This is a genomic window from Herminiimonas sp. GW821-FHT09C12, from assembly GCF_059416385.1.
This window is the reverse complement of sequence record NZ_JBWKPC010000002.1, coordinates 956,448-980,092: the sequence shown is the minus strand read 5'-3', so window position 1 is coordinate 980,092 and position 23,645 is coordinate 956,448. Positions and strand designations below refer to the sequence as shown.

Genomic DNA, 23,645 nt, shown 5'->3' with positions numbered 1-23,645 from the left:
AATCACATCCAGCATCCTTTTTCGCAACATGGTGACGATGCGCAGTTCATCGAATCAAAACTCGACTTTGGAATTGAAACGCAGGCTGCGTTCCATGCCGGCGCCGTAGGTGCCACTAGATACAGAATTCCAGTAGCGCTTGTTGGTCAGGTTATCGATGCTGAACTGGAATGAAGTTTTGCGACCTGCAATTGATGTTGCGTAGCTGGCGCCTGCATTAAACAAAGCTACGGCCGGAATTTCTGCCTGATTCAGCACATTCACAAAACGCGAGCTGATGTAGCTAACGCCGGTATTCAGACTTAATCCGACAATCGAAGCAGGTTTGTGCGTGAGCGTGATGTTGCCAGTTAGTTTGGGTGTGTTTTCCGGTACTAGGCCGCGCAGTGCCTGATTGAGATTCGGGTTTTGTTCCGCCTTCAGATATTGACCGGCAGCATTCAGCGACCAGTGACGATTAAAGTCGATCCCGGCCGTAGCTTCGATACCTTGAAACTTATTGGTACCATCGATCAGAAATACATTCGAGACAGGATCAGTGACTGCATTAGCCCGTGAAATATCGAAATAGGCCACACTGGTATTGATGTTGCCAAAGTTATTTCGAATGCCGATTTCGATTTGTTGGGCAGAGGCTGGTGGCAAGATCTGGAACTGATTGGCAGCACCAACTGGCGCACTGCCGGTTTCTTCCAGTCCCTTCATGTAGCTGGCGTACAAGGTGGTGTGCGTAAAGACGTCATACAGCATACCCAGTGCCGGTGACAGAACCCGACTTTTGCTTGTCACAAAACCTCCGGCAGTGGCGTTTTTAGCTTCGTAAAATGTTTCGCGCAAACCGGCTAGCAATTTCCACTGACGATTCAACTGAATTGCATCGTAAGCGTAAACACCAAGATCCTTGCTATTCTGCGGCAGGTAAGTCGGGCTTTGAGTCGGCATGGTCGGCGCCGGCAGTCTGACGGGATTGAAAATATTCTGAAAACCCGTGACGGTCACCACACTAGGTTGGTTAGCATTGCGCTCACTGGACGCCACGCCTATCGTCAAATCATGTTTGAAGCTGCCGGTAGAGAAACGACCATCCACTTCCGCACGGGCAAATTTATTGACGTAACGTTGGTCACGAATGATTGTGGTATCGACACGGCCATCGCCGGTAGTCACACTGTAATCACGGATACGGGTAGTAAAGCGTGAACGTGATGATGATGATTGCGAGGCCTCCAGCATCAAGTTCCAGTTTCTATTGAGTTTGTAATCAGCACGGACCTGGATGTTCTCGGTTCGAGGTGTATACAGTGCCCATGGTCCAGACAATAAACGAGTCGGATCTGGGACTGCTGGGACCTGAATTACACCGTTAACTGGTTTCAATACTGCAATCAGAGCTTGTTCGACAACGTCGCGAGTATAGTTTTCATAATCGATTTTCAGTGTCAGATCACGATTGACACGCCAGTCGGCGGCTAGACTGGCGAACTGTCCACGCCCGGATGCGCCATGCACGCCGTTTTCATAATGTGTGACCGATGCATTGGCGCGCATGCCGAATTGCTTTTCATCGCCGAAACGTCGTCCGACATCCACCGAGGTACCGATCTGGCCGAACGAGTTGCCGGATAGCGTGGCGGCAGTAACATCCTTTTCGCCGGCACGCTTGGTGATCAGATTGATGATGCCGCCCGGACTGGCGATCCCGAACATCAGTGCATTTGCACCTTTCAGTGCTTCGATACGTTCTTTGTTTTCAGTCGGTGACGAAATCACGCCAGCCGTAGGCAAACCACCATTAAGGCGATAGCTGGTAAACAGATTTAACTGAATGCCGCGTATCCTGATGCTGTCATTGGCAGTGCCGCGGGCATTGTTGCTGGTGACACCAGCCACGTTTTTGACTGCTTCTGCATAACCTTCTTGCGTATCCTCCATATCTTGGCTGGACACCACGCTCTTGGTCATCGGTAATGAACCAGAGTCTGCTGCTTCACCACCGGTTGCTGGATGATGTGCATCAGCGGTGTTTTGCAGGTTTGCTTTATTTTTTTCTCGCTCCTGGGCCATGACTTCGTAGGCCGGGAAGTACAGACTGGAAAAACCGATCATCGAATACAGCACCGGTTTGAGCCGGTTGCTGCGAGTATGCTGCTTGCTTCTGGTTTTCATCTTTTTGTCTCCTGCTGTTGGCGCGGTGACGTCATCTGTGAGCAGTGACATTGTCTGCACTTGCGCGCCTGGAATAGGAGTGCGTTACATAGACGCACTGTCCGGTTTTGACTCAGGAAGATTGGTATCGCGCCTATTTTTTCCCGACGGTGACTGCAACGGTTTCCGAGGTATGGGTACGGATCGTATTTTTGATACCGTTGTAATTCTTCCATTGCGGATTTTCGAGCAGCTTCTTGGCACCTTTGTCCTTGACCTCTTCGCGTCGTGCAAAAGCATCCTTATCCTTGTATTCCATCACCAGTATCGAACGTCCCTTGGTGCCATTCGGCTCACGTTCCAGGTACATCGCATATCGCGCCATCACACCCAATCTTTGCTGGCTGTGCATGTTCGGCAAAATGTATTGATCCGTGTAGGTTTTGTATGCGGCAGGTTCTACCAAGGTATCGTAAAAACTCACCACATATACTGCGGCTGAAACGGCCGGTGGTGCCTTGCCATCAGCTCGGATGACATCGGCACGGCGAATGCGAGCATTGGCATCCAGCTCCTTTTTCGCTTGCTCATGCCACTGTGCATAGGATTTTTCATTACGGAAATCCAGCAACAAAATACTAGAGAAACCAGCTTTTTCCTGTCCTGGCTGTGCCGTCAGCAATTGACTGCGGGAAGTAAGGCCGGCAGTCTTCCAGCCCTCCACACGTGCTTGTGAATCAGGCGTGATCGTCGTCGTTTGCGGAAAGGTCACAATGGCGTGCACCGATTCTGCCTGCGCGCTTGTTACTGCAAATGCGGGGAAGATACAAGGAAGCAGTGCCAAGGTCAGCAGGTGACGACGTTTTAACAAAGAAAACATGTTGGGAATCTCCGGAAATAGGGGGGGCAAGGACTGGAACACGCCGCAGTAAGCGTAAGCATGTTCCAGACCTGGGGTAGCGAATCATCGTGATGGTTCGCGCAACGATGTGCTGTGTTTTATTTGGCCGAGCTCAGCAACCACATCAAGGCATTGCCGTACAAGACGCGACCTTCATCGGTCAGGTCCGGGAAGCGGGTAGCGTCCATCGGGAACAACAAGCGACGAGCCGAGGCGATATGGTCGTTTGCCATCGATGCACCTTTTTCGTACCCAAAGAACGTGCCGTGCTCAGGTTGATTTGGAATCGATGCAATGATTTCTGCGCCGGGTGGTACACGCGACCAAGCTAGAACACCAGGTGTCTTGTACAGTTTGAAATTGCCGGATGGGAAACCAGCCGACAGCTGATGTGCCGGGCGTATCATGTGTACATAAGCTTCCGGTGGATACAGACTTTCCTTATGGTCGTTGACGCCATAATCGGTATTGCGACGGCGACCGACCATATTGAAGGAATCAACGGCCTTGGCTTCCAGCACGACCATAGGCGCAGTAGCGTCGGAGTATTTGTTACCCAGTTTGTATTTGTTGGTCGAGGCTGAAATGATGATCAGATCCTTGCCTTTGGCATGACTATCCGGTTCCATCTGATCGACAGCCGTCACATCAAAGCCTACCGCTTTCAACCAAGCCAGGTGCGCCTGATCCGATGCTTCGTTGGCTGGCCATGGCATATCGAAACGACGCACGTACAAGAGCTTTTTGCCTTTGACGCTTTTGCTCATCGCTGCTTCAAATTGTGCCGGATCAAACTTTTGAATCGGTGCCTCAGGCGGACTGACCGCCCAACGCAATGCAGCGTCGAACAATTTGCGACCGGCAAACCAGGCGCGATTCTTTGGATCTTGTGCTGCTGGTCCGGTGGCATCGGTCAAGACTGAAAAGCTGTTGTCGCCAAGAAATAGTCCAACGCGTCGTGCTGGCGCTGGCATGTCGTGTGACATCAATGCGCCTTTTTCGTAAGAGAACACACCGGCTTTGTCAGGATCGCCTTCAAAGTACACAGAGATGTCGGCAGCTAGTGTCGGCTTGCCCCAGCTTGGGTCAGTTTCACCCGCACTGAATGTGAATGGTGCAAAAATACCAGACGGCAGTCCGGCAGCATTGTTGATTGGCTTGGTGCCGCTCACCGAATAAGCGTAGTAGGCGGCATGGTTGGCGTTATGGAATACTTTTTCGCGCACTACGGAAAAATCCTTGTGCAGTGCCTTGCCAGTCATGTCCATGTCGCCGAAGTTATACGCATTCCAGCTAACCACAGGCACAGTGACGTTGCGATAACGGTTTCCAAGTTCGCGTGCATTGACGGTAGAGGAAATCAACACAATGTCCTTGCCTTGCACAGCATTGGCACTTTCACCGACATTGGCAAATGTTACTGACATGCCGCGCGACTCCAGATACTCCTTGATCAGGCCGTCGTCGTTCGGTGTCCCTTTCTTTGTTTCTCCAATTACAAACAAGGCTTTCTTTCCGTTCAGCGCGGTTGGCGATACTGGTTCGGCGCTGGCGGCCATACTGGCCATGACTGCAAGCGCAGCAGCCGCAAAACTGATGATCGATCTCTTCATGAAACTGTCTCCGAATAATGGATGTAGGTTTTGTTATTTTTTATTTGTTCAAGACAAGTACTTCGGCAGCGCTGGCCAGATAGGCACGGCCGCTTTTTCCGTCAACTGCAACTGCCGTCGAGCGTGTGCCTAGAGCTGGTACTTTGCTCTCGACCGACGCCGTCAGTTTTGCGTTCTGCACCACGGTCAATACGCCATCGGCACTTGGTACAAACAGACGAACGAAGCGATTCGGCGCATATTGCGCAGCAATGCCTGTATCACCGTTGCCAGTAGGTACATAGCCCACCATCTGGCCGATATCAGGATCAATCACGATCATGCGGCCGCTCGCGGTGGAAACGTAAACACGACGCTCCTTGTCATCGACTGTTAGTGCGGTTGGCTGGGTTGCCGGCCAGGTGAGGATGCTGCCACGTACTGTTAGATCTTTGGTGTTGACTACATGCAGAGCATTGCGCTCGGCATCCGCAACAAATACGCTGCCCCGTGTATCGGAACCAATGCCTCGCAATTTGCCGCCCAGCGCTACAGTGCCTGCGATATCACCACTTTCTGCCGAAAGCACAGTCAGTTTGCCGTTACGGCTACTGACAAACACGCGTTTGGAACGTGGCTCGTATTCAATTGCAGCCAGTTCTGCACCGGTCGATTTGACGGTCTTGATTACCTGAAAGGTATTCAGATCGAAAATGGTGATGCTGTTATCGCTAGTACTACCAGCAAATCCGCGACGCAAATCTGGTGCGACAGCAACGACCGTTGCACCGCCGCGCACTGCAACTTGTCCGACCTTTTTATCGCTATCTATATCAATCACGTCGATGCCACTATCGCGTGCAACATATAAACGACGTGCAGTTTGATCAACGCGCAAGCCATTGACATTGCCCTGGCCATCAGTCTTGATATTGCTCACTACCTTGTAAGCAACCGGTTCAGCCGCGCTGACCGGCACTGTAAGCGTGACGGCAGCAGCCGCCAGCGCAAGAATGGATCTGGTGAAGTTCATTGAAATTTCCTTGGAATAGAAGGGCGAAGAACTCAGCGTGACTGGGCCGGAGCGAACAGCGCAGCATGGTTGGCTATACGTGTAGCCAGACCATCACGAATAGCTGATGCTTGCAGGAAGAAATCTTTTTCTGATTTGTTGGTGCCGACCGGATTCTTGAATACGATCACGCTCAGTCCAATGTTTTGACCGGCCTTGTCACGCAACGGCAAGAGATAAACTGATTTGCGTGGACTCTCATCTCGATTCCAGCGCGGGTCGAGAATGGTGTAGCCTTTTGCGATGACTTGCACATCGACATCGGCGGACATTTTTCCGATGCGCTCTGGAAAGGAACCGGCAAACATGGTGTTGATACCTTTGTGACCTGGCGGCTCTCCTTGCAAGGTCAGACTCAGCAATTCAGGATGTTGCGCCATGGTTTCATCAACCAAGGTCTGGCTAAACATCTTGTAGGACGGTGCAGTCCAATTCTTGATAACGGGTGCGGTACCGACTGTAGCTGTTTGTGCAGCTGCCATGGCAGCCGGCAAACAACACATGGCAGTTAATGCGATTTTTGCTAATGCTTTCACTCTTTGTCTCCTAGTTTTGATCTTGTAAGAGCTTGCATTGTCAGCGTCGCACCTTGCCAAATGCTTAAGCAAACCTGACGATTATTTCAGGTTGTAAAGACCAAACAACAGCATCAAACAAATGCCGCAATATCTATTGGATGTCATATAAAATGTTTTTCAAAAAGCAAACTTATGGCATCGGAAACGACAAGCAGGCATCAGTTTCTTGCAGATGGAAATCTGCGCAATATCTGTATCGAATCAAGGAATATGGGGATAGATCATGAAGGCGCTCATAGTAGAAGACCAGCCTCGTCTGGGTAATTTCCTTCAGCTCGGCTTGAGCGAATGTAGTTACACCACGGTCTGGGTGCAAAGTTGTAGTGCCGCACACGATGCTCTGGCCGAGAGTACATTTGATGCCATCATTCTCGATTTGAGCCTGCCTGATGGCGATGGTCTGGATCTGCTCAAGCAATGGCGCGATAACGGGTTCAATGAACCTGTGCTGGTACTGAGCGCACGCGACTCCGTTGACGATCGCATCAAGGGACTCAATCTCGGTGCCGATGACTATCTACCAAAACCTTTCAGCATGGAAGAATTGCAAGCTCGTGTACGCTCACTGGTACGACGTCAGGCCAGCGCCAAGAAAACGATCCTTGAACACGATGGCCTACGACTCGATATCTGGAACCATACTTTTTCGGTCGATGGCAAAGCGCTGAAACTAACCAGTCGCGAATACGCACTGCTGGAAATATTCATGCACAACCAGGGTAGGGTCCTGACTCGTACGTTGATTTCCGAAAAAATTTGGTCTTCACATTTTGATGTTGACGCTAATTTGCTCGATGTCCATATGAGCCGCTTGCGTAGCAAGCTGGAGGAAGCCACCGGTCGGGTATTTTTCCAGACGGTGCGTGGAGTTGGTTATCAGTTCGCATGAGTTCGATTGGCGTTCGTATTGCTATCTGGTACGCGGCTGCGACTACTACTGCGCTGGCCGGATTGTTTGCTGCTGGTTACATTCTGCTTGAAAATCATTTGCTGCATGGTCTGGACCTTCTCAATGAAGCAGAGTTTCAGCAAATTGCCGCACGACTGGGGCCAGATTATTCAACCTTGAGTCAGCCCTACATCGAAATGCGCATTCGAGAAACGACCGATCAGGCGCCGGCGCTGTTTTATATCGATATCGATTCGCCGCAACACGGCGTAGTCTTCCGTTCCAGCAATCTGAAACAACACGCTATTCCGGCCATCGCCGGTAAAGAACGCTACAGCATCCATATCAATGATGTGGGTGAAGCACGCGCCGGAGACTTTCCGATGGCACCATTTACCGCCACCATTGCCACTCCACTGCAACCTGTGCTCGACGTCATGCACAATTACGTCAAAATTTGCGCAGGCTTATTGCTATCAATGCTGGTCCTTAGCCTCGGCATCGGACGTTGGTTGAGTGGGTTGGTGCTGACACCGATCCGGCTGATTCGCGACACCGCCGACAGTATTCGACAAGACAATCTGAGCAAACGTATTCCAGTCAGTCAGGTGCATGATGAGATATCTGACCTAGCGCGCTTGCTCAATCAAATGTTTGATCGCATCGAAGCTTCCTTCAATCAGGTCCGACGTTTTACCTCGGAAGCTTCACATGAACTGAAAACGCCACTGACACTGATTCGCCTCAATGCCGAACACATGATGCGTATCGAAGGCGTGCCAGCAGCTTGCAGTCAGGCAGCCAAATTTCAGTTGGAAGAGGTGGCGCGACTAACCCGTATCATCGAAGACCTTATGTTCCTGTCACGCGCTGACGCACATGCCATCGCGCTTGATCTACAACCACGCGATGTTGGTGTGTTTTTGGATAGCTTTATGCAGGATGCAATCGTGCTGGCAGAGCATCATGAATTGCATTTTGACATGCAGATTATCGGTGCTGGCAATGCGCTGTTCGAGCCGCACTGGATACGTCAGGTCTTGCTTAATTTACTGGTCAATGCGATTCATGTTTCACCCGCTGGCGGCCGCATCACGTTGGTCTCGACGCTCAACGACAACAGCTGGAGCATCAGCGTAAGCGATCAAGGCCCGGGACTCGATGACAGTCAGTGCGAACGAATGTTCGAGCGTTTTGTACGCTTCACCAAACCTGGCGCAGAAGTTAGTGGTAATGGACTTGGCCTGGCCATTTGTCGCAGCATCATTACGCTACATCATGGCAGTATGTTCGCTCGCCGTTCGGTGAACAGCAGCGGCCTCCATGTGCAAATCGAAATTCCCGTCCGGGCGATGGTTTCATAAGCAGCTGAGTGCTTATGTGCAATGCAGTATCAAATCTTTTCGGGTAACGAAACTTCATCAGTGTGGCATTGGTGCTGCCAAAAAATTGAGTTCAGTCTGGTCTGCTCTGGGCATAAATCGACCACAGCCGTGCCAGATCTGCTGCACCATGAATGCCGCCAACACCTTTAAAGGTATCCAGCGCTTTGGTTTTCTGACCGGCCATCAGGTACGCAATGCCAAGGCGTAATTTGGCATCTTGCGGCGTACGACTCTGTTGATTTTTACCGATACCGACTTCCATTAGCGATAAGCCTTTTTGAAATTCGCCATTGGTAACAAATGAAAATCCGAGGTCGATTACGGTCAATGGATTTTTGGTGGTTTCAGTTTTAGTATCAGCCTCAAGCTTGGCCAGTCGTTTCTTTTCTTCTTCTGCCATGGTGCGCACCTTGCTCCACAAATGGATCTGTGCTTCACCTTGACCTGTGCTGCTCAGCATACCGCTGGCAATACCCTTGTCCAGCAGCACTTTAGCCTCCAGTGGAAAGCCATGCTGCAATGACATACTGATGATGCGAACATAATCGGCAGGAGTATTCAGTCCTCCAGTCAAAAAACGTAAACGCTGTACATCTAGTGCCAAACGCGCACCAAAGTCAGGGCGCTTTTGTGTTTGTTCCAGCAATTCCGCCCAGTATTCTTTGCGCGGGTGGTAGATAACCATTCGCTCCAGACTCCATGCATACGCGTTACTGTCGTTGAGTCGTTGATAGCAAGTCCCGAGCAAACGCAAGCTATCCTCAGCCGGAATATGACCAGCTTTTTCAGCGTTCTGGACTTCCTTTTGCAGCTCACGGGTTGCGTTCGGAATATCGTCACTCAAGAAGTAAGCACGTCCCAATAATCGTTGTATATCCGGTGCAGTTCCGCCGAGTGCTTGATAGCGCCTTGCCGAGGAGATGGCAGCTACATAATCACGCGCCTGAAAACGAGTCGATGCGAGTCGATAATTTTCAGCCAGCTCTTTGCTCGAAAGTTGATTCGTATTTATCGCTGGCACTGGCGTTGTCAATGACTGTCTAAAATCACGGCCGCGTCCCAGTTCCTGAATTGCTGGTAGCAATGCTTTGTCATCGTTATGTTCGTTATTGGCAAACACTGGCGCTTGGCTCGCGATTGCTAGCAATAGAAGTACATTAACCAGCAGAGGAGAATGTTTTATGGGCATATTTCTTTGCTTGGTTCGCATGTGCGGTGTGTCATTTCTTGCAGCAATACATGCATGATGATGAACAGACCCAGAATAGATACGAATAGAATCCGAAAAGGTATTTCTATGATGCCACATCTATCATGCATTAGCTGTTGTCGGCATCTGAATGGCCGTGAGGATAGCGACAATAAAAAATACGTAAGCGGTTTGTTGTCTATAGTACTCGTCGTGCATCTGCGAGGAAGCAACTATCAGTTAGTGTCGTTTTTTCTATAACTAAGACGCCAGTAAGGACGCCGCCGCAACCTGCTGATCCTGAGTCAAATCCTGGTCGCGCATTGTTTTTTCCAGTTGACCATAGGCGGAGGTAAGTGAGCCGCTCAGCGAGCTGATCGTGGCTTGCACCTGAAGCAGTTGTTTCTGCTTTTCTTCCGGGCTTAGTTTTTGATTCGCCATGATGGCATTCAGCTTTTGCTGTTGTTCTTGTATTTGTTCTTTGAGTTGTCGAATTCGCTTGAGCAAATCTTTAATCGTGTCAGGAAGGTTGCTGCTATCGATGTCTTGATTTTTTGTGGCTGCTTTTCCCTTTGCAGAGAGTATCTGTCCCAAGTCGGATATGGTGACTCTGGTACTGGCTGGTTTTTCATCCGTGTCATCGTCTGCCTTTGTTTCAGCTTGTGTCGGGGCGAGTTCTTGAGCTTGCGCAGCTGTAGGCAATGTCATTGCAGTGTTATTAACGGATGTGACGTTCATCGGTGAACCTTTTAAGCTAAGAGCTGGTAAATCATTAACGGCAGGATCAACATTAAGTTGAGAGCGGCAGGTGTTTGCTACGGTTTTTGGCTTGCTTTGTTGGCTCTCATCATTTGCTTGTTGTATGAAAAAAAAGCCCGCGTATGCGGGCTTTTTAATTAGCTTTGGAGACTGGACTTAAGGCTGTTTCCGTCAATCAATTGGCGTAACAAACATCGCAGATGACCAGACCTTGCTGTCGTCTTGTTGGCGGCCGGTGAAGTAGATCGGGTGATGTCCGAAGGACGTCTGTTTCAATTCAACTTCAAGTTCACCCTGTACCGTGACGGGCAGGGCTTTTTCGGTCAAGCGTTCCAATGCCAGGAATAGCTCTGTTCCACCCAGTTCCTGCCTAAGGCCACCTTCCTGTAACAAGGATGTGCCGCTGATTTCCCATTGGAAGGTTGGTACATGCTTGAACGGATTCGGCTGCAGAGGATCACCGACCTTGATATAGCTGTCTATCGTTCCTTCTATGCGTATCGTGCAGTTCTGCAGATTGGTGATGTCGATATCAATACTGTCGGCATCGCCATAAGTGTCACTACGGAATACGATGTCGGTCGTGCCTTCGCGCCAGCAGTTTTCTTCACCATGTTCAAAACCATGTGACTGGAAACGATTGATGGTGCCATTCAATATCGTGATGCGACCACGCCACGATGCCCAGCGATAACGATCCGGCACGCGTGCGCCGCCCCAGCGCAGGCGGATCAGGCGGTCCGAGTAACCGAGCTCTTCATGCAGGTTGCGTTTCCAGATCAGGCCGGTGTGATCGTAGGCGGCGATTTCATCCCAGCCTGCGCTGCCGAGGAAGTTGTAGTTGAGCTTCAACGGACCGGAGTGGGTGAATTCATCGCCCTGGATATGTTCATCGGAGTTCACCAGCAAAGCAGTATGTTCACCGGTGGTTGCCCATGTGTGGCGTGCTCGCAGTGCGCGTCCTATGCTGCGTCTGTCCAGTGATTCCGCGATGACGCCTGTCAATCCGCCGTGGACGCCGAATACCTGCGTGCCTGGTGGCCCGCCGCCGGGACGGCCGCGATGTTCGTCGCCGCTGGCGGCCACACCGATGCGATAACCGCGTGTGATGACGTCTTGATAGAGCCAGCCGAAGTGGCCCCAGCTCGATGCGATCTCGACCAGACGTTCCAGTTCCGGATGATGCCAGTCTGGAATATAGCGACGGCCACCGACGTGCGGCATGATCAGGTGCTGTTCAGGATCGTCGATGTAGGCGGCCCACAGTTCTTCAACTGGCCAACGTCCGGTTTCAACGGCGGAACCTTTCATGTCTTCATTCCACAGGAAGGTCCGATTGTGTTCGCCGCGTGCGTTGTAGGGGAAGTCAGGAGCAGCATCGCCGAGGAAGACCACGTTGTGATCGCCACCTGCGGTCGAACTGCCACACCATTCCTGCACTGGGTAGCAAACGAAATGTCCGGGCTTGTTGAATTCTTCTACGGTATCGACGCCGAGCTGCCAGTTCTCATCCGTGATCTGGAAATCGTTGGCGGTATAGCCGAGCACATCGATGCCGCCGATGTCGCGTGCATACGCAGCGTTGTAGGCCGGGCTGTTAGTGCCGACGGTGTCGCTGGCGTGTACGTGCAGGTCGGCGTAGAAGGAGCGTGGTGCCGGGAAGCTGTCGTCTATGCTCAAGTGTGCGATTGCTGGACGCACATATGAGTGCTCAGGTAATTCTGCAACCAATTGCAGGTCGCCGCGATCACTCGGCAAGTCGTCGATACCTATGCTGGCCCAGCCGGTATTCGATAAGGCATCGGGTAAAGCGTGTGTTTTTTCATAGACGATGGCATCGCCAGAATAGGCGCGCAGCAAGAGGCTGCCACCTTGTGCATGGCAGGCATTGCCCCAGCGATCCTGCAGTGAGAAGCGGAAAGGTGCAGTCTGTCCATTGCGTACGAAGCGCGGACCGGCGATCAGCAAGCGTGCGGCTGCGCCGGGTGCCATATCGATCACGATGTCGCCCGGGACGGCAGCGAAGCGAGAAGTGCCGAGCGGATCGACGTAGCAGCGGAAACGGAAACGGTCTTCAGTAAAGGTTTGCACGCGTGTGCCGGGACCGCCGCCGCGCCGGTCGCCTATGCGCAGGATAATGTGATCACCGGCATTAAGGTAGCCGTCGACGACATCGACGATGATGGCTTTCTGGAATGGACGTTCGTGGCCTTTTTGATCGAAACGTACCGATAACGATTGCACGGTCGCCGGGCTTTGTCCCGGTACCAGTTTGCCGGACTGGTATTCGGCACTGATGTAATTGGCAGCGGTCGGATCGCTGGTCTGGAACAAGGCCCAGTCCGAGTAAAACTTGAAGGTCGCCTTGAACCAGCCGCCATCGGCCAGGCCTGCCGCACCGACTTCATAGTCGATGACGATTTCGTTCCAGCTGCCGGTTTCCAGACGATTGACGTTGCAGCTGACGCGGCCGACAAAAGGCAGCTTTTTGTTCTGTACATACAAGCCTTCGGGCGCATAGTGCGGGCCCAGTTTGGTACGCAGGGCTTGATACTGTTGCGAGAGGTCTAATGGATTGTTCTTGCTCATGATGTTTCCTGATGTCTATTAATTGCTATTTAGAGGTTCGGTGCTCGCTTAGTGACTACGCCAGCGCTGATAACGGCGCTCGATGCGGCGGAAAACCAGGCTTTCGGCCAGCCATGCAATGAGGCCGATGAGTACGATGCCCAGCAATACCTGGCTTGCATTGCCTATCTGACCGCCGGTAGAAACCATCCAGCCTATGCCGTGTGACGCACCTATCATTTCTGCGGCTACCAGCGCGCGCCATGCCTGGCTGAAGCCGACGCGCAGTGCAGTGGTGAAAGCGGGTAGGGTGGCGGGGAAGTAGACGTGGATCAGTAACTGCAAGCGATTCGCGCCGAGGATGCGTGCAGCGCGGACTTCGCCACCACGGATCGCCTGCACGCCATCCTGTATTGCGAGTGTCATCGGGCAGACGGCGGCAATGAAAATCACCACGATGATCGATAGGTAGCCAATGCCGAAGATGATCATGGTCAGCGGCGCCCACGCAATCGGCGGAATTGCCATGAACAAGCCATTCAAGGGCGTGATGAATTCGCGCACATTGCGTGAGATGCCGGCGGCAGTACCGACGATGATCGCCACCACGATGGCAGCACCGAAGCCACCCAGTTCCTCCAGCAAGCTTGCGCCCAGGTGCACCCACAGCTTGCCGCTTTCCAGCCAGCGCCATCCTTCCTGTGCCACTTCCCATGGTTGCGGCAGGATATAGGATGGGAAGCGACTGGCTGCCAGACTCCACATCAGCAACAGTGCAGGCAGGGCGGCCCAGCCCCATGACGGTTTTAAACCCAATATGCGCATGCGCGTCCTTAGCGTTTGGCCGGCGCTTTTTCAGCGCGCTGTTGCCATGTGGTGTCGATGATTTCCGTGGCGCGCAAGTCCTTGTTCAGGAAGCCGAGCGCACGCGAGTAGTTCATCAATTGCTGAATGAATTGCACATCGTTTTGCTGGATGCGATCCGACCAGCCTATGCGTTTGCGTGCTTCCTTGACGACATCCACTGGCTTGATTTCACGGCCGTCGACAGTTTTGACGGTCGGAATTTCGAAGGCTTCGGCGATGATCTGGTTCGCTTCGTCCGGATGCTTGTTCAGGAAGTCGATGGCACGACGATGCGCGCGCAGGACTTTGATGATGTCGTCAGGACGTTGTGCCAGCGTACGCGGCATTGCCATCACGATGTACCACGGGTATTGCGGGATAGCCTGATTGACGTCGAGTACCAGGCGGGTATTGCCACGCAGCAGTGCGGTCGCGATAAACGGTTCCCAGGTGAATGCTGCATCGACCAGATTGCGATCGAGTGCGGCAGGCATATTCCCGGCGGGCATATTGACGATGGTGGTGTCGCGATCCGGTTCCAGTCCGGCTGCTTCCTTCAAGACATAACCACGCAGCAGTACATCCATGCCGCTGCCTTTCGCGACGCCGGCAATCTTCTTGCCCTTGAGGTCGGCGACTGTGCGGATGGAGCTGTTTGCTTGTGTAATCACTGCGGCCTGCCCGTAGTTAACCTTGGCCAGGATGCGGCTATTGAGGCCGCGTGCATACCATTGGAATACCGGTGGCGCGCCTATGTATGCCATATCCAGATCGCCGGCTGACAAAGCTTGTTGCAGGATGGGGCCGTCGCCGAAGGATTTGATTTCAACGTTGACGCCTTCTTCCTTGAAGTAGCCCTTGCGATCCGCGATCACTGCGGGTGCATTGGCCATCGCGTAGACCCAGCCGATGCGGATAGGTTTTTCCTGCGCTTGCACGGTGGCGGCGCTGACTGATGCCAGCGCTAGTGAGAGTGTGATGAGCAGCTTTACAGGCTTCATAGCGTACTTTCAGAAAGAAGTGGGAAGGAGTGCGCGTCTTCAACTGCAACGGCGGTCGGGAAATCTGCAGTGGAAATGGTGTCCATCAGGCTGCTGCTGTATTCATGGAATTGCGACAGGCGTCGCGTTTCGCGATGGATGCGTGGACGCGGTAAGTCGATAGCGACGGTGTGCTTCACGCCTTGCGGCGCCTTGCCAAGCACGACTACGCGATCAGCGAGGAAGACTGCTTCGTCGATGTCATGCGTAATGAAGACCACGGTTTGTTTGAGCGAGGACCAGAGCCGCAACAATTCTTCATTCATGCTTTGGCGCGAGATGGCATCCAATGCGGCGAAAGGTTCATCCATCAATAACAATGTTGGTTCCATTGCTAGCGTGCGCGCCAGCGAGATGCGTTGCTGCATGCCACCGGACAGCTGATGCGGCAGACGTTGTGCGGCATCGGCAAGGCCAACCAACGCCAGTGCCTCACGTGCTTTTTCTTCACGTTCAATGCGGGTGACATCGGCACGCATGCGCAATCCGAAGGCCACATTGTCGAGTGCGCTCAACCATGGGAAGAGTTGCGGCGACTGGAATACATAACCGAGCTCTTGCATCTCCGGCCGGGCCTGGTTTGCATTGACCAGAATGCTGCCTTTCTGCGGCTGCAGGAATCCGGACAATAGATTAAGCAGGGTACTTTTGCCGCAACCGGAAGGGCCGAGCAGGGCAAGGAATTCGCCGGGCTTTGCTTCTATCGAAAAGTCGCTGAATACCGTCTGCCCGTTTTCATAGGCAAAGTCGATATGGTCGACCCGAAGATGAGCCATTTGTTTTTCGTACATGACTGGTATCCGTTGAACAAAGTGGAGGAATCCGCTGCAAAAAATGCATGACAAGCATTGTGCTTGTCATGATTTTTGTCATAATACGTATTAATACAAGTTGGGCGAACGAAGACTTTTGCATATCCTTATTCGTTTTCCTTTTTGTCAGGCAGCGAACTATCGTGAATAATCGCTGTTCCTTTGTTATCAACAATGAATATTGAGTCAGCCGCATGCATGCCAGTGATACCTTGATACGTAAAAACGTGACTTCGATGTACGAGCAAATCGCCGCGCAATTGCGTGAAGAGGTGCTCGGAGGCGCGTTTGAGCCATCCGGCAAACTGCCGTCGGAAGCTGCGCTGGTCGAGCGTTTCGGCGTCAGTCGCGTCACGGTGCGCCTGGCCTTGGGACGCCTGGAAGAAGAGAATGTTGTCGAGCGCAAGCAGGGCAAAGGTACTTATGCAGCCGGCAAGCAGGTGCGACATGCACTGGATGCCTTGCGCAGCTTTCACGATTCCTTATTGATGCAGGGCTTGAAGCCGAAGATGAAATTGTTGGCACTGGACCTGGTGCCGGTACCGGAGCAGTTAACGGCGCGCTTCGGCAAAAAGGTGAAGGAATGCACTTTCCTGCAGCGTCTGCATCTGGTCGATGACGAGCCGATTGCAGTCGGTGCCAGTTACTTGCCGGCACCGGTCGCGGCGATGGAGTGGAGTGAAGCGGAACGGCAACCGAATTACGCAATCTTGAAAAGCCTGGACGGACGCGGTGTGGCACGTGCCGACGTTGCAATCGGCGCACAACTGGCTGATCGTGAACTGGGCAAGTTGCTGAAGGTGAAGACCGGCAGCGCCGTGTTGGTGATGACACGTACATCTACATGCGTCAGTGGCGCATGCTGTGATTATTCTGTTTTCTATATACGACCTGAACGTTACGAGTTTGTGGCGAGTTGCAGCTTTTCTTCTGGTGGCTGATGCCAACTTGGTTGAGGTGTTATGCACATCGTTGCGCCATGTAAAAATCCCGCCAAGAAGCGGGATTTTCTTTTAGTGCTGTGCAATAAGACCGTACTTGTTTTATTCGTCGTGCGAGTCATGTGTATCCGCTGTACCTTTGCGCCAGTAACCGGAGGCACGTATCCATTTCGGATTCGCTTGATGTGCTTCGATCAGATGTGCGCGGACTGCTTTGGCTGCTGCAGATTCGCAACCTACCCAAGTGTGGAAGTCGCCTTTGGGTAGCTCGGTTTGTTTAAGCACGGTTAGTAGAGGGAATTCTCCGGCACTTGCAGCGCTGCGATAAGCCCAGACGATTTGCACATTTGCTGCACTCGGCAAGTTCACTTGATCAGCAGCAGAATCAACTTCAGCGATAACGATGGCGCGAGCACCGGCTGGCAGCTCGGCCAAACGACGCGAGATCGCAGGCAAGGCCGTGTCGTCGCCGATCAGCAAATGCCAATCGAAATCTGTCGTCACGATGAAAGATCCGCGTGGTCCGCCAACTCCCAGGCGTTGGCCGGGAGCAGCTTGTTCTGCCCAGCGAGTAGCAGGGCCAGCCAGATGCAGGGCGAAATCAATTTCCAAGGTTTTTGCGATCGGGTCGAAATGACGTGGCGTGTAATCACGCATAGTCGGCTTGATGCCATTCGGCCAGATAGGGCCGTCCGGGCCTATCGCCGGCAAGGCCAGAACGCCATTTTCATCAGGGAAGAAAAGTTTGACGTGATCGTCGAATGCCGGGCTGACAAAGTCGGCCAGCTCATCGCCACCCAGAGTAACGCGCAACAGATGCGGCGTAACGCGCTCAGTCTTCACGACTTCCACGCTGCGAAAGCGCAAGGTGTGACGTACACGCTGCGGTGTGCGATCCGGCACTGCAGAAGAATTATTTGTTGTCATTAAATTTGCTCCAGTTGTTGTGCTGCGCGATCGAGGATGGCGGCGAAAGCATTCGCCTGTTCCTGCGTCAGCGTTTCGCCGGACAGGCGCATGCGCATCGCGAGCTTGAGGTTTTCTATCGCGCGTTTGACTTGCGGCGGACGACCACCACGTGGACCTGCGCCGTCGACGCCACCGTTCAGACGTAACAGCATCGCGTCGACCATCGCGCGGTTTTCTTCCAGATAACGCAAACCTGCATCGGTGATTTGATAACGCTTGCGTCCACCTTGGTCGGCTTCGTCTACGTTCAACAGCGCGAGCTCCTCCAGCAAGGTAAGAGTAGGGTAGACGGTGCCTGGACTTGGGCTGTATGCACCATCGAGGCGCTCTTCTATCGATTTGATTAATTCGTAACCGTGGCTCGGTTTTTCCGCGATCAAATGCAGCAGTACGAAGCGCAGGCCGCCATGGCCGAATATGCGTCCTTCGCCGCCCATGCGTCGGCCGCGGCCACCGCCGAGATCGTCGCCGTCGTTGCGGCTGGCCATATGATGGCAATGGGAATGTTGATGATGTTTCATGATTTTTCCTATCTAGTTCGTATCTAGAATAAATAAGATATATCTAAATGCAGTCTAAGTCAAATTAGATAATTGAAAAATCCTGGATTACTGGTTTGATGTCAGAAGGCAATATCAGTCTGACTGTCGAGCCATGAGACAGGAATCCTGTTGCATAGTCATAATTGTGGTTAGCTGTGTATCTAAGATGCAGGATGAATGTATAGGTGTGTAGATTTGGACTTATTTGATGAGATAGAGCATCGGCGAAGCTGGCGCGAAGATGTGTGCGAGGGTGCAGTCGTGTTGCGAGGCCATGCATTGGCGGTCGAGACAGATTTGCTGAGTGCGGTCGAAAGCATCATCGCGCAAGCACCTTTACGCCATATGACGACGCCCGGTGGTTTCCGCATGTCGGTGGCGATGACGAACTGCGGTCACTATGGTTGGGTCACGGATAGAAGTGGTTATCGCTATGATGGAATCGATCCGGAAAGTGGCAAGGAGTGGCCGCCCATTCCGAATGTCTTTCTCGCACTGGCACAAAGTGCTGCGCTGCAAGCCGGGTTTGAAAATTTCGAACCAGATGCATGTCTGATCAATCGCTATGATCCTGGCGCGCGCATGTCGCTGCATCAGGATAAAGATGAGCGTGATTTCAGTCAGCCCATTGTTTCCGTTTCACTTGGCATCCCAGCCATATTTTTGTTTGGCGGAATGAAACGTGAAGACAAAACCATGCGAATTCCTTTAACGCATGGCGACGTGGTGGTGTGGGGAGGAGCAGGCAGACTTCGGTATCACGGCGTTCTACCATTGAAGATGGCAAGCCATCCCTTGCTTGGTGAGCATCGCATCAATCTGACTTTGCGCAAGGCGCGTTGATAAATTTGAACATACGCTGAAAAACGTATGAGGGTAGTCGCCTGGAATTATTTTATGAGGTGTTTTTAGAGTACAGTCGATTGCGGTGATTAGTTTTATATGTCGACTGCAAGAACTGCTCTATAGCAATTGTTTGAATTTTTGCTGCACCTAAAAGTTTAAAAAACAATGACAGGAGACGTTTCATGAAGAAGTTAATTGGTTTAATCCCGCTACTTGTCGCTTCGACGGCCTTTACTTCAAGCAGCTTTGCCAACCCGCCCACCAAGCTTGATATTGGTACGGCTCGCGAAATTTACGATGGCTCTCTTTATCCAGACAAAGCTGTTCGAACCTATCAAAACACCAACAAAATTTTCCCGACGCGCGTGATTAAAGCGGGAAGAAAGTCATCTCCGTTGCCCTTGAGTGACAAGCAAATAACCTCTTTGACCTTCACCTCCGAAGGGAAGAAATATGACTTGCCAGATTATGTAGCTTTAAACCGAGTGGTTGGCTTGCTCGTACTGAAGGACGGCAAGATTGCCTATGAACATTACGATTACGGACTAAAACCAGATACAAGATGGATGTCCATGTCAGTAGCAAAATCCTTCGTGTCTACTTTGGTTGGTGCTGCGATTAAAGATGGCTATATCACTAGTGTGGACGATCCCGTGGTGAAGTACTTGCCGCAACTTGCTGGCAGCGCTTATCAAGATGTGTCCATCAAAGATGTACTCATGATGGCTTCCGGCGTGAAGTGGAATGAAACCTATACCGACCCAAGCTCGGACCGCAGGAAATTGTTGGAGCTGCAAATTGCCAGCAATCAGAAGGGCGGTATTTTTGATATTTTGAAAACCTTGCCAAAAGCCTCTGAGCCTGGGAAGAACTTTAACTATAGTACTGGTGAAACAGTATTGATTGGTGAGATTGTTCAAGCCGCAACAAAGATGCACCTGGCGGACTATCTTTCCAAAAAGGTATGGGTTCCAGTGGGAATGCAGGCTGATGCTTATTGGTGGCTGGATTCTCCAAATGGTCATGAGGTTGGTGGGAGTGGCATTCTCGCCGTGATGCGTGACTTTGCACGCTTCGGACAATTCATTCTCAACGGCGCAGAAGTGAATGGTAAAAAAATTGTTCCGGATAATTGGTTAGCCGAAGCAACGACAGCAAAGCCAATTAGCGGTGTCACCGGCAAGAATGGCTATGGCTATCAATGGTGGACGATGAAACCTGAAGCCGGAAAGGTGCATGAGCAGGCATTCATGGGTAGAGGAATTCACGGGCAATATCTCTATATCAATCCAGAAGAGAAGATTGTGGTTGTTGCGTTAAGCGCTCGTTCCAAACCTACGGGTAGAAACACGATCGAGGATCTTGATTTTTTGGCGGCGGTAGTTGAAAAGCTGAGAAATTAAGATAAAAATGATGGCCGATTAGTAAAAAAGCCCTCCATTAGAAATAATGGAGGGCTTTTTTTGCGGATACTCAGCTCGCTTTACCGATAGGCTGGCGATGAAGCGAATAGATTTTATTTCTCGGCAGCCGCCTTCAGATTGGCAAGACCGATGGCAAAATCATCGCCTATCATTTTATCCATGCTGAAAAACACACTCATCAGCTTGGATACATAGTTGGCCGGTCCATACATCGCCCACGTCACCTGAGTGGAATCGCCTTGCGGCTGCAAAGTGAATTCCGCCGTGTTGTGTGCTTCGAATGGTGACAGGAAATCAAGTTTGATCACGATGCGTGACGATGGCGTTGATTCAGTGATTTCCATCCGTCCTTTGCCGACATCCTTATTGCCATCCCATTCGTAGATTGCACCTTTGCCATTGGCTGTACCGCTATACGTACGCTTCATGTCCGGATCTTTTTTCTCATACGGCGACCATGTGGTCCAGCTATGGAAGTCGTTGATGAGCGCGAATGCTTTTTCCGGCGCTGCTTTAACAGTGGCCGTGCGTTCTACGCGGAAAGTATCCGGTTTAGTGGCAGCAAAGATGAGTACAGCGGCTAGCAATATAACGATGACTATGACGATGGTTTTGATCATGGGTGCTCCGTTAATAATTATTGTGTAGTTGGGGGTCGGGGTTTAGGTCTTGTCGGACGTTAGTTGTGCACGCAAGCGTTCTTCCTGTTCGCGCAGTTCAGGAGTGAGTACGGTACCAAAATCTTCCATTTCGTATATCTGGCGGATTTCAATTTCCGACTCTTCGCCGGTTGGGTTAGGGCAGCGTTTGACCCACTCGATCGCTTCTTCTTTCGATTTCACTTTCCAAATCCAGAAGCCGGCAACGAGTTCTTTGGTTTCAGGAAAGGGGCCGTTAACAACAGTGCGCTTGTCGCCGGAAAACTTGATGCGGGCTCCTTTTGAACTCGGGTGCAAGCCATCGCCGGACAACATGATGCCGGCGTTCGCCAGTTCTTCATTGAACTTGCCCATTTCGCTCAAGAGTTTTTCATCCGGCATGGCACCAGTTTCTGAATTTTTATTTGCTTTAATAATGATCATGAATCGCATGCTTGTGCTCCTGCTTAGTGGTTATTGTTATCTGTGTTTTTGTCTTATTCCTGCGGGCACATTTTCTTGGCCGCTTGCTGCAGTTCTTCCGGACTCACATCGCGTATGTGCGTAGCGATGGACCATGAGTGGCCGAATGGATCTTCCAGCACACCATAACGGTCGCCCCAAAAAGTATCTTCCATCGCATGTTTCGCCTTTGCTCCTGCTGCAACGGCGCGCGTGAAGACGGCATCGGCATTTTCTACATACAGATGTATGGTGACCGGACTGCCTTTAAGCGACTTTGGTCCAAACGAGCCGAACTCAGGGTACTCATCCATCAACATGATTGATGAATCACCTATACGCAGATGCGCATGCATGATCTTGCCGCCAGGGCCGGGAAGTATGGCTGCGTCTGTCGCATGAAAGGCTTTTTTATAAAACTCGATGGCATCAGCCGCATTGGCGCAAACCAGATGCGGAGTGATGCTATGCATTCCTTCTGGAATGGGTTTGACTAATGGTTTGTTCATGGTTGTTCTCCTCGTATATCAAGCGAATGATCCCTTGTTCATACAATCTGGATTCTCGGTTCAGTAAGCTTGTTGGCTGGTTCTGCCGGAATCTCTCGTTTCTTTTCGTGTTGCTCAATCAATATGATCAATCTTTGCATTTCTTGCTGGTCGTGTTCGGATGTGGCGGTTGCCCACAACTGATCGAAGCGTTCGATCATCTGTAAATATTCGATTTCGAGCATCTGCTCTGCTTGCGCGCTACGCGCATTTGTTTCGATCAGTGTCTTGGCGTCAGATGAAAGTGTCATGACTATGCTTGTAGTCGCGTTAGCAGAAGTTGTTTTACGGTTGCAGATCGAAGAGCGCCTTGCCGCTTTCCATATCGAACGGTGCAGAAAAATGTTCATGTGCGATTTTCCATTTGCCGTTGATCTTGCGATAGCCGGTCGACATGCGCATCCATGAAGTGTGTTCCTTGCCGTCCTTGTCTTTGCCACCGCAGAGATTGAGGCAGTGGCTGAATGCCACATCGTCACCCGCTGCGATATGCACATCGTGAAATTTGAAGCACATCTCGGAACACATGGTCATACACATCTGCCAATGCTTTCTGTATACATCCGAACCCTTGAATTGCAAGGCAAGGACGGCATCGTAGGCAACGACATCGGGGGCGTAGTGCGCCATGGTTGCGTCCAGATCGCCGGTAGTAACAGCTTTCAACCAGCTATCGAGGACTGCGCGGATTTCTGCTTCTGCTGAGGTATTTTTAGTCTCCTGGCTCATACTGTTTCTCCTATGAAAGTGAGTTCTTGTGTACAGTGTCCATAAATAATAGTACAACTAGTGTACGGCGTACACATTTATTCAAAATGACGAAAAAAATAGCAGTTCCGCAACGCAAGACTTACCGCCACGGGGATTTGTACCGGGCTTTGCTGGAGGCGGGAACGCAGCTGGCACGGGACGGAGGGCCGACCGCAGTAGTGTTGCGAGAAGCCACGCGGCAGGTTGGAGTAGCGCCGAATGCAGCCTACCGGCATTTCGCCGATCGCAATGCCCTGTTGCAGGCGGTGTGCTTTGTCGCACAGTCGCAACTCGCGCAGGCAATAGAGACAGAGATGAAGGCTTGCGTAGATACGGGCAACGCTGTTGACATGGCAAAGGCACATGTACGTGCAGTTGGTACCGGCTACCTGCGTTTTGCGCGGGCAGAGCCTGGCCTGTTCCGTACGGCGTTCTCGGTACATGAAGATTTGCAGCAGGCAAAGACGCCGGCGATGGCAGGAGAAAGTGGTCTCACGCCGTTTCAATTATTAGGTTCGGCGCTGGATGAATTGGTGACGGCCGGTGCGATGGCGCCTGAGCGACGTGCGGGTGCGGAGTTTCTTGCGTGGTCCGCCGTGCATGGTCTGGCGATGTTATCGATAGACGGACCTTTACGCAGCCTGAACAACGAGCAGGCGGAAGCAGTAGGGCAGCGCCTGATCGATATGGTGGAACACGGGATGCCGCTGGCGCGTGGATGGGGCTAAGTAAAGATGGGCGCGTGCAGA

The 23,645-nt window shown here is 51.8% G+C and carries 24 protein-coding genes; 6 read left to right on the top strand and 18 right to left on the bottom strand.

The features are described 5' to 3' along the window. Nucleotides 1-54: 54 nt before the first annotated feature. The 5 genes from AC07N2_RS14475 to AC07N2_RS14455 form a co-directional block, all read right to left on the bottom strand. A complete protein-coding gene (locus tag AC07N2_RS14475; protein WP_494778877.1) occupies nt 55-2,166 on the bottom strand; it encodes a TonB-dependent siderophore receptor in 2,112 nt (703 codons plus the stop codon). A gap of 133 nt (nt 2,167-2,299) precedes the next feature. Continuing rightward, nucleotides 2,300-3,025, bottom strand: a complete 726-nt coding sequence (locus AC07N2_RS14470) for a hypothetical protein (protein ID WP_494778876.1) — start codon at nt 3,023-3,025, stop codon at nt 2,300-2,302. Between the two features lie 119 nt (nt 3,026-3,144). After that, a complete protein-coding gene (locus AC07N2_RS14465; protein WP_494778875.1) occupies nt 3,145-4,659 on the bottom strand; it encodes a hypothetical protein in 1,515 nt (504 codons plus the stop codon). Nucleotides 4,660-4,699: 40 nt separating this feature from the next. After that, complete coding sequence (locus AC07N2_RS14460; RefSeq protein WP_494778874.1) at nt 4,700-5,671, bottom strand: hypothetical protein; 972 nt, start codon at nt 5,669-5,671, stop codon at nt 4,700-4,702. A gap of 32 nt (nt 5,672-5,703) precedes the next feature. Beyond that, entirely contained in the window at nt 5,704-6,246 is a 543-nt protein-coding gene (locus AC07N2_RS14455) for a hypothetical protein (protein ID WP_494778873.1), read from the bottom strand. A 265-nt stretch (nt 6,247-6,511) separates the two neighbouring features. On the opposite strand from AC07N2_RS14455, the gene AC07N2_RS14450 reads away from it, so the two are divergent. After that, entirely contained in the window at nt 6,512-7,177 is a 666-nt protein-coding gene (locus AC07N2_RS14450; protein WP_494778872.1) for a response regulator transcription factor, read from the top strand. Then, complete coding sequence (locus tag AC07N2_RS14445) at nt 7,174-8,541, top strand: sensor histidine kinase (RefSeq protein ID WP_494778871.1); 1,368 nt, start codon at nt 7,174-7,176, stop codon at nt 8,539-8,541. Before AC07N2_RS14450 ends, AC07N2_RS14445 begins: the two co-directional genes overlap by 4 nt. A gap of 91 nt (nt 8,542-8,632) precedes the next feature. On the opposite strand, the gene AC07N2_RS14440 is transcribed toward AC07N2_RS14445, so the two are convergent. From AC07N2_RS14440 to AC07N2_RS14415, 6 genes are all read right to left on the bottom strand, one after another. Beyond that, entirely contained in the window at nt 8,633-9,871 is a 1,239-nt protein-coding gene (locus AC07N2_RS14440; protein ID WP_494778870.1) for a tetratricopeptide repeat protein, read from the bottom strand. Nucleotides 9,872-10,012: 141 nt separating this feature from the next. Further along, complete coding sequence (locus AC07N2_RS14435; RefSeq protein WP_494778869.1) at nt 10,013-10,489, bottom strand: hypothetical protein; 477 nt, start codon at nt 10,487-10,489, stop codon at nt 10,013-10,015. A 192-nt stretch (nt 10,490-10,681) separates the two neighbouring features. Then, nucleotides 10,682-13,099 (bottom strand): hypothetical protein, encoded by a 2,418-nt coding sequence (locus AC07N2_RS14430; protein WP_494778868.1) that lies wholly within the window; start codon nt 13,097-13,099, stop codon nt 10,682-10,684. Nucleotides 13,100-13,147: 48 nt separating this feature from the next. Beyond that, nucleotides 13,148-13,903, bottom strand: coding sequence for an ABC transporter permease (locus AC07N2_RS14425; RefSeq protein WP_494778867.1), 756 nt, complete (start codon nt 13,901-13,903; stop codon nt 13,148-13,150). An 8-nt stretch (nt 13,904-13,911) separates the two neighbouring features. After that, a complete protein-coding gene (locus tag AC07N2_RS14420) occupies nt 13,912-14,925 on the bottom strand; it encodes an ABC transporter substrate-binding protein (protein ID WP_494778866.1) in 1,014 nt (337 codons plus the stop codon). Then, nucleotides 14,922-15,740, bottom strand: a complete 819-nt coding sequence (locus tag AC07N2_RS14415; protein ID WP_494778865.1) for an ABC transporter ATP-binding protein — start codon at nt 15,738-15,740, stop codon at nt 14,922-14,924. The genes AC07N2_RS14420 and AC07N2_RS14415 overlap by 4 nt, the downstream gene beginning before the upstream one ends. A gap of 230 nt (nt 15,741-15,970) precedes the next feature. On the opposite strand from AC07N2_RS14415, the gene AC07N2_RS14410 reads away from it, so the two are divergent. Further along, nucleotides 15,971-16,717, top strand: a complete 747-nt coding sequence (locus tag AC07N2_RS14410; protein WP_494778864.1) for a GntR family transcriptional regulator — start codon at nt 15,971-15,973, stop codon at nt 16,715-16,717. 102 nt (nt 16,718-16,819) lie between these two features. Here the strand turns inward: AC07N2_RS14410 and AC07N2_RS14405 are convergent, their stop codons facing one another. Both AC07N2_RS14405 and AC07N2_RS14400 read right to left on the bottom strand, forming a co-directional pair. Further along, the gene (locus AC07N2_RS14405; protein WP_494778863.1) at nt 16,820-17,644 is read right to left on the bottom strand and encodes a siderophore-interacting protein; all 825 of its coding nucleotides are present in this window, start codon (nt 17,642-17,644) and stop codon (nt 16,820-16,822) included. After that, the gene (locus AC07N2_RS14400; RefSeq protein ID WP_494778862.1) at nt 17,644-18,207 is read right to left on the bottom strand and encodes a PadR family transcriptional regulator; all 564 of its coding nucleotides are present in this window, start codon (nt 18,205-18,207) and stop codon (nt 17,644-17,646) included. The genes AC07N2_RS14405 and AC07N2_RS14400 overlap by 1 nt, the downstream gene beginning before the upstream one ends. 198 nt (nt 18,208-18,405) lie before the next feature. On the opposite strand from AC07N2_RS14400, the gene alkB reads away from it, so the two are divergent. Continuing rightward, nucleotides 18,406-19,071 (top strand): DNA oxidative demethylase AlkB, encoded by a 666-nt coding sequence (gene alkB, locus AC07N2_RS14395; RefSeq protein WP_494778861.1) that lies wholly within the window; start codon nt 18,406-18,408, stop codon nt 19,069-19,071. A gap of 185 nt (nt 19,072-19,256) precedes the next feature. Then, the gene (locus AC07N2_RS14390; protein WP_494778860.1) at nt 19,257-20,477 is read left to right on the top strand and encodes a serine hydrolase domain-containing protein; all 1,221 of its coding nucleotides are present in this window, start codon (nt 19,257-19,259) and stop codon (nt 20,475-20,477) included. Nucleotides 20,478-20,590: 113 nt separating this feature from the next. Here AC07N2_RS14390 and AC07N2_RS14385 read toward each other — a convergent pair whose 3' ends face one another. Genes AC07N2_RS14385 through AC07N2_RS14365 form a run of 5 tightly spaced genes read right to left on the bottom strand, consistent with a single transcriptional unit; the run spans nt 20,591 to nt 22,875 of the window. After that, complete coding sequence (locus AC07N2_RS14385) at nt 20,591-21,118, bottom strand: SRPBCC family protein (protein ID WP_494778859.1); 528 nt, start codon at nt 21,116-21,118, stop codon at nt 20,591-20,593. Between the two features lie 42 nt (nt 21,119-21,160). Continuing rightward, complete coding sequence (locus tag AC07N2_RS14380) at nt 21,161-21,589, bottom strand: YciI family protein (protein ID WP_494778858.1); 429 nt, start codon at nt 21,587-21,589, stop codon at nt 21,161-21,163. Nucleotides 21,590-21,633: 44 nt separating this feature from the next. Further along, nucleotides 21,634-22,107, bottom strand: a complete 474-nt coding sequence (locus AC07N2_RS14375) for a VOC family protein (protein ID WP_494778857.1) — start codon at nt 22,105-22,107, stop codon at nt 21,634-21,636. 38 nt (nt 22,108-22,145) lie between these two features. Then, complete coding sequence (locus tag AC07N2_RS14370; RefSeq protein ID WP_494778856.1) at nt 22,146-22,397, bottom strand: hypothetical protein; 252 nt, start codon at nt 22,395-22,397, stop codon at nt 22,146-22,148. A 34-nt stretch (nt 22,398-22,431) separates the two neighbouring features. Then, nucleotides 22,432-22,875, bottom strand: a complete 444-nt coding sequence (locus AC07N2_RS14365) for a YybH family protein (protein ID WP_494778855.1) — start codon at nt 22,873-22,875, stop codon at nt 22,432-22,434. An 86-nt stretch (nt 22,876-22,961) separates the two neighbouring features. Between AC07N2_RS14365 and AC07N2_RS14360 the strand changes: the two genes are divergently transcribed. Next, complete coding sequence (locus AC07N2_RS14360; RefSeq protein WP_494778854.1) at nt 22,962-23,624, top strand: TetR/AcrR family transcriptional regulator; 663 nt, start codon at nt 22,962-22,964, stop codon at nt 23,622-23,624. Nucleotides 23,625-23,645 lie beyond the last annotated feature (21 nt).

Coding starts and splice junctions, on each gene's coding strand:
- AC07N2_RS14475 (WP_494778877.1), bottom strand. CDS start 2,166: ATGAAAACCAGAAGCAAGCAGCATACTCGCAGCAACCGGCTCAAACCG.
- AC07N2_RS14470 (WP_494778876.1), bottom strand. CDS start 3,025: ATGTTTTCTTTGTTAAAACGTCGTCACCTGCTGACCTTGGCACTGCTT.
- AC07N2_RS14465 (WP_494778875.1), bottom strand. CDS start 4,659: ATGAAGAGATCGATCATCAGTTTTGCGGCTGCTGCGCTTGCAGTCATG.
- AC07N2_RS14460 (WP_494778874.1), bottom strand. CDS start 5,671: ATGAACTTCACCAGATCCATTCTTGCGCTGGCGGCTGCTGCCGTCACG.
- AC07N2_RS14450 (WP_494778872.1), top strand. CDS start 6,512: ATGAAGGCGCTCATAGTAGAAGACCAGCCTCGTCTGGGTAATTTCCTT.
- AC07N2_RS14445 (WP_494778871.1), top strand. CDS start 7,174: ATGAGTTCGATTGGCGTTCGTATTGCTATCTGGTACGCGGCTGCGACT.
- AC07N2_RS14440 (WP_494778870.1), bottom strand. CDS start 9,871: ATGTGGCATCATAGAAATACCTTTTCGGATTCTATTCGTATCTATTCT.
- AC07N2_RS14435 (WP_494778869.1), bottom strand. CDS start 10,489: ATGAACGTCACATCCGTTAATAACACTGCAATGACATTGCCTACAGCT.
- AC07N2_RS14430 (WP_494778868.1), bottom strand. CDS start 13,099: ATGAGCAAGAACAATCCATTAGACCTCTCGCAACAGTATCAAGCCCTG.
- AC07N2_RS14425 (WP_494778867.1), bottom strand. CDS start 13,903: ATGCGCATATTGGGTTTAAAACCGTCATGGGGCTGGGCCGCCCTGCCT.
- AC07N2_RS14420 (WP_494778866.1), bottom strand. CDS start 14,925: ATGAAGCCTGTAAAGCTGCTCATCACACTCTCACTAGCGCTGGCATCA.
- AC07N2_RS14415 (WP_494778865.1), bottom strand. CDS start 15,740: ATGGCTCATCTTCGGGTCGACCATATCGACTTTGCCTATGAAAACGGG.
- AC07N2_RS14410 (WP_494778864.1), top strand. CDS start 15,971: ATGCATGCCAGTGATACCTTGATACGTAAAAACGTGACTTCGATGTAC.
- AC07N2_RS14405 (WP_494778863.1), bottom strand. CDS start 17,644: ATGACAACAAATAATTCTTCTGCAGTGCCGGATCGCACACCGCAGCGT.
- AC07N2_RS14400 (WP_494778862.1), bottom strand. CDS start 18,207: ATGAAACATCATCAACATTCCCATTGCCATCATATGGCCAGCCGCAAC.
- alkB (WP_494778861.1), top strand. CDS start 18,406: ATGTATAGGTGTGTAGATTTGGACTTATTTGATGAGATAGAGCATCGG.
- AC07N2_RS14390 (WP_494778860.1), top strand. CDS start 19,257: ATGAAGAAGTTAATTGGTTTAATCCCGCTACTTGTCGCTTCGACGGCC.
- AC07N2_RS14385 (WP_494778859.1), bottom strand. CDS start 21,118: ATGATCAAAACCATCGTCATAGTCATCGTTATATTGCTAGCCGCTGTA.
- AC07N2_RS14380 (WP_494778858.1), bottom strand. CDS start 21,589: ATGCGATTCATGATCATTATTAAAGCAAATAAAAATTCAGAAACTGGT.
- AC07N2_RS14375 (WP_494778857.1), bottom strand. CDS start 22,107: ATGAACAAACCATTAGTCAAACCCATTCCAGAAGGAATGCATAGCATC.
- AC07N2_RS14370 (WP_494778856.1), bottom strand. CDS start 22,397: ATGACACTTTCATCTGACGCCAAGACACTGATCGAAACAAATGCGCGT.
- AC07N2_RS14365 (WP_494778855.1), bottom strand. CDS start 22,875: ATGAGCCAGGAGACTAAAAATACCTCAGCAGAAGCAGAAATCCGCGCA.
- AC07N2_RS14360 (WP_494778854.1), top strand. CDS start 22,962: ATGACGAAAAAAATAGCAGTTCCGCAACGCAAGACTTACCGCCACGGG.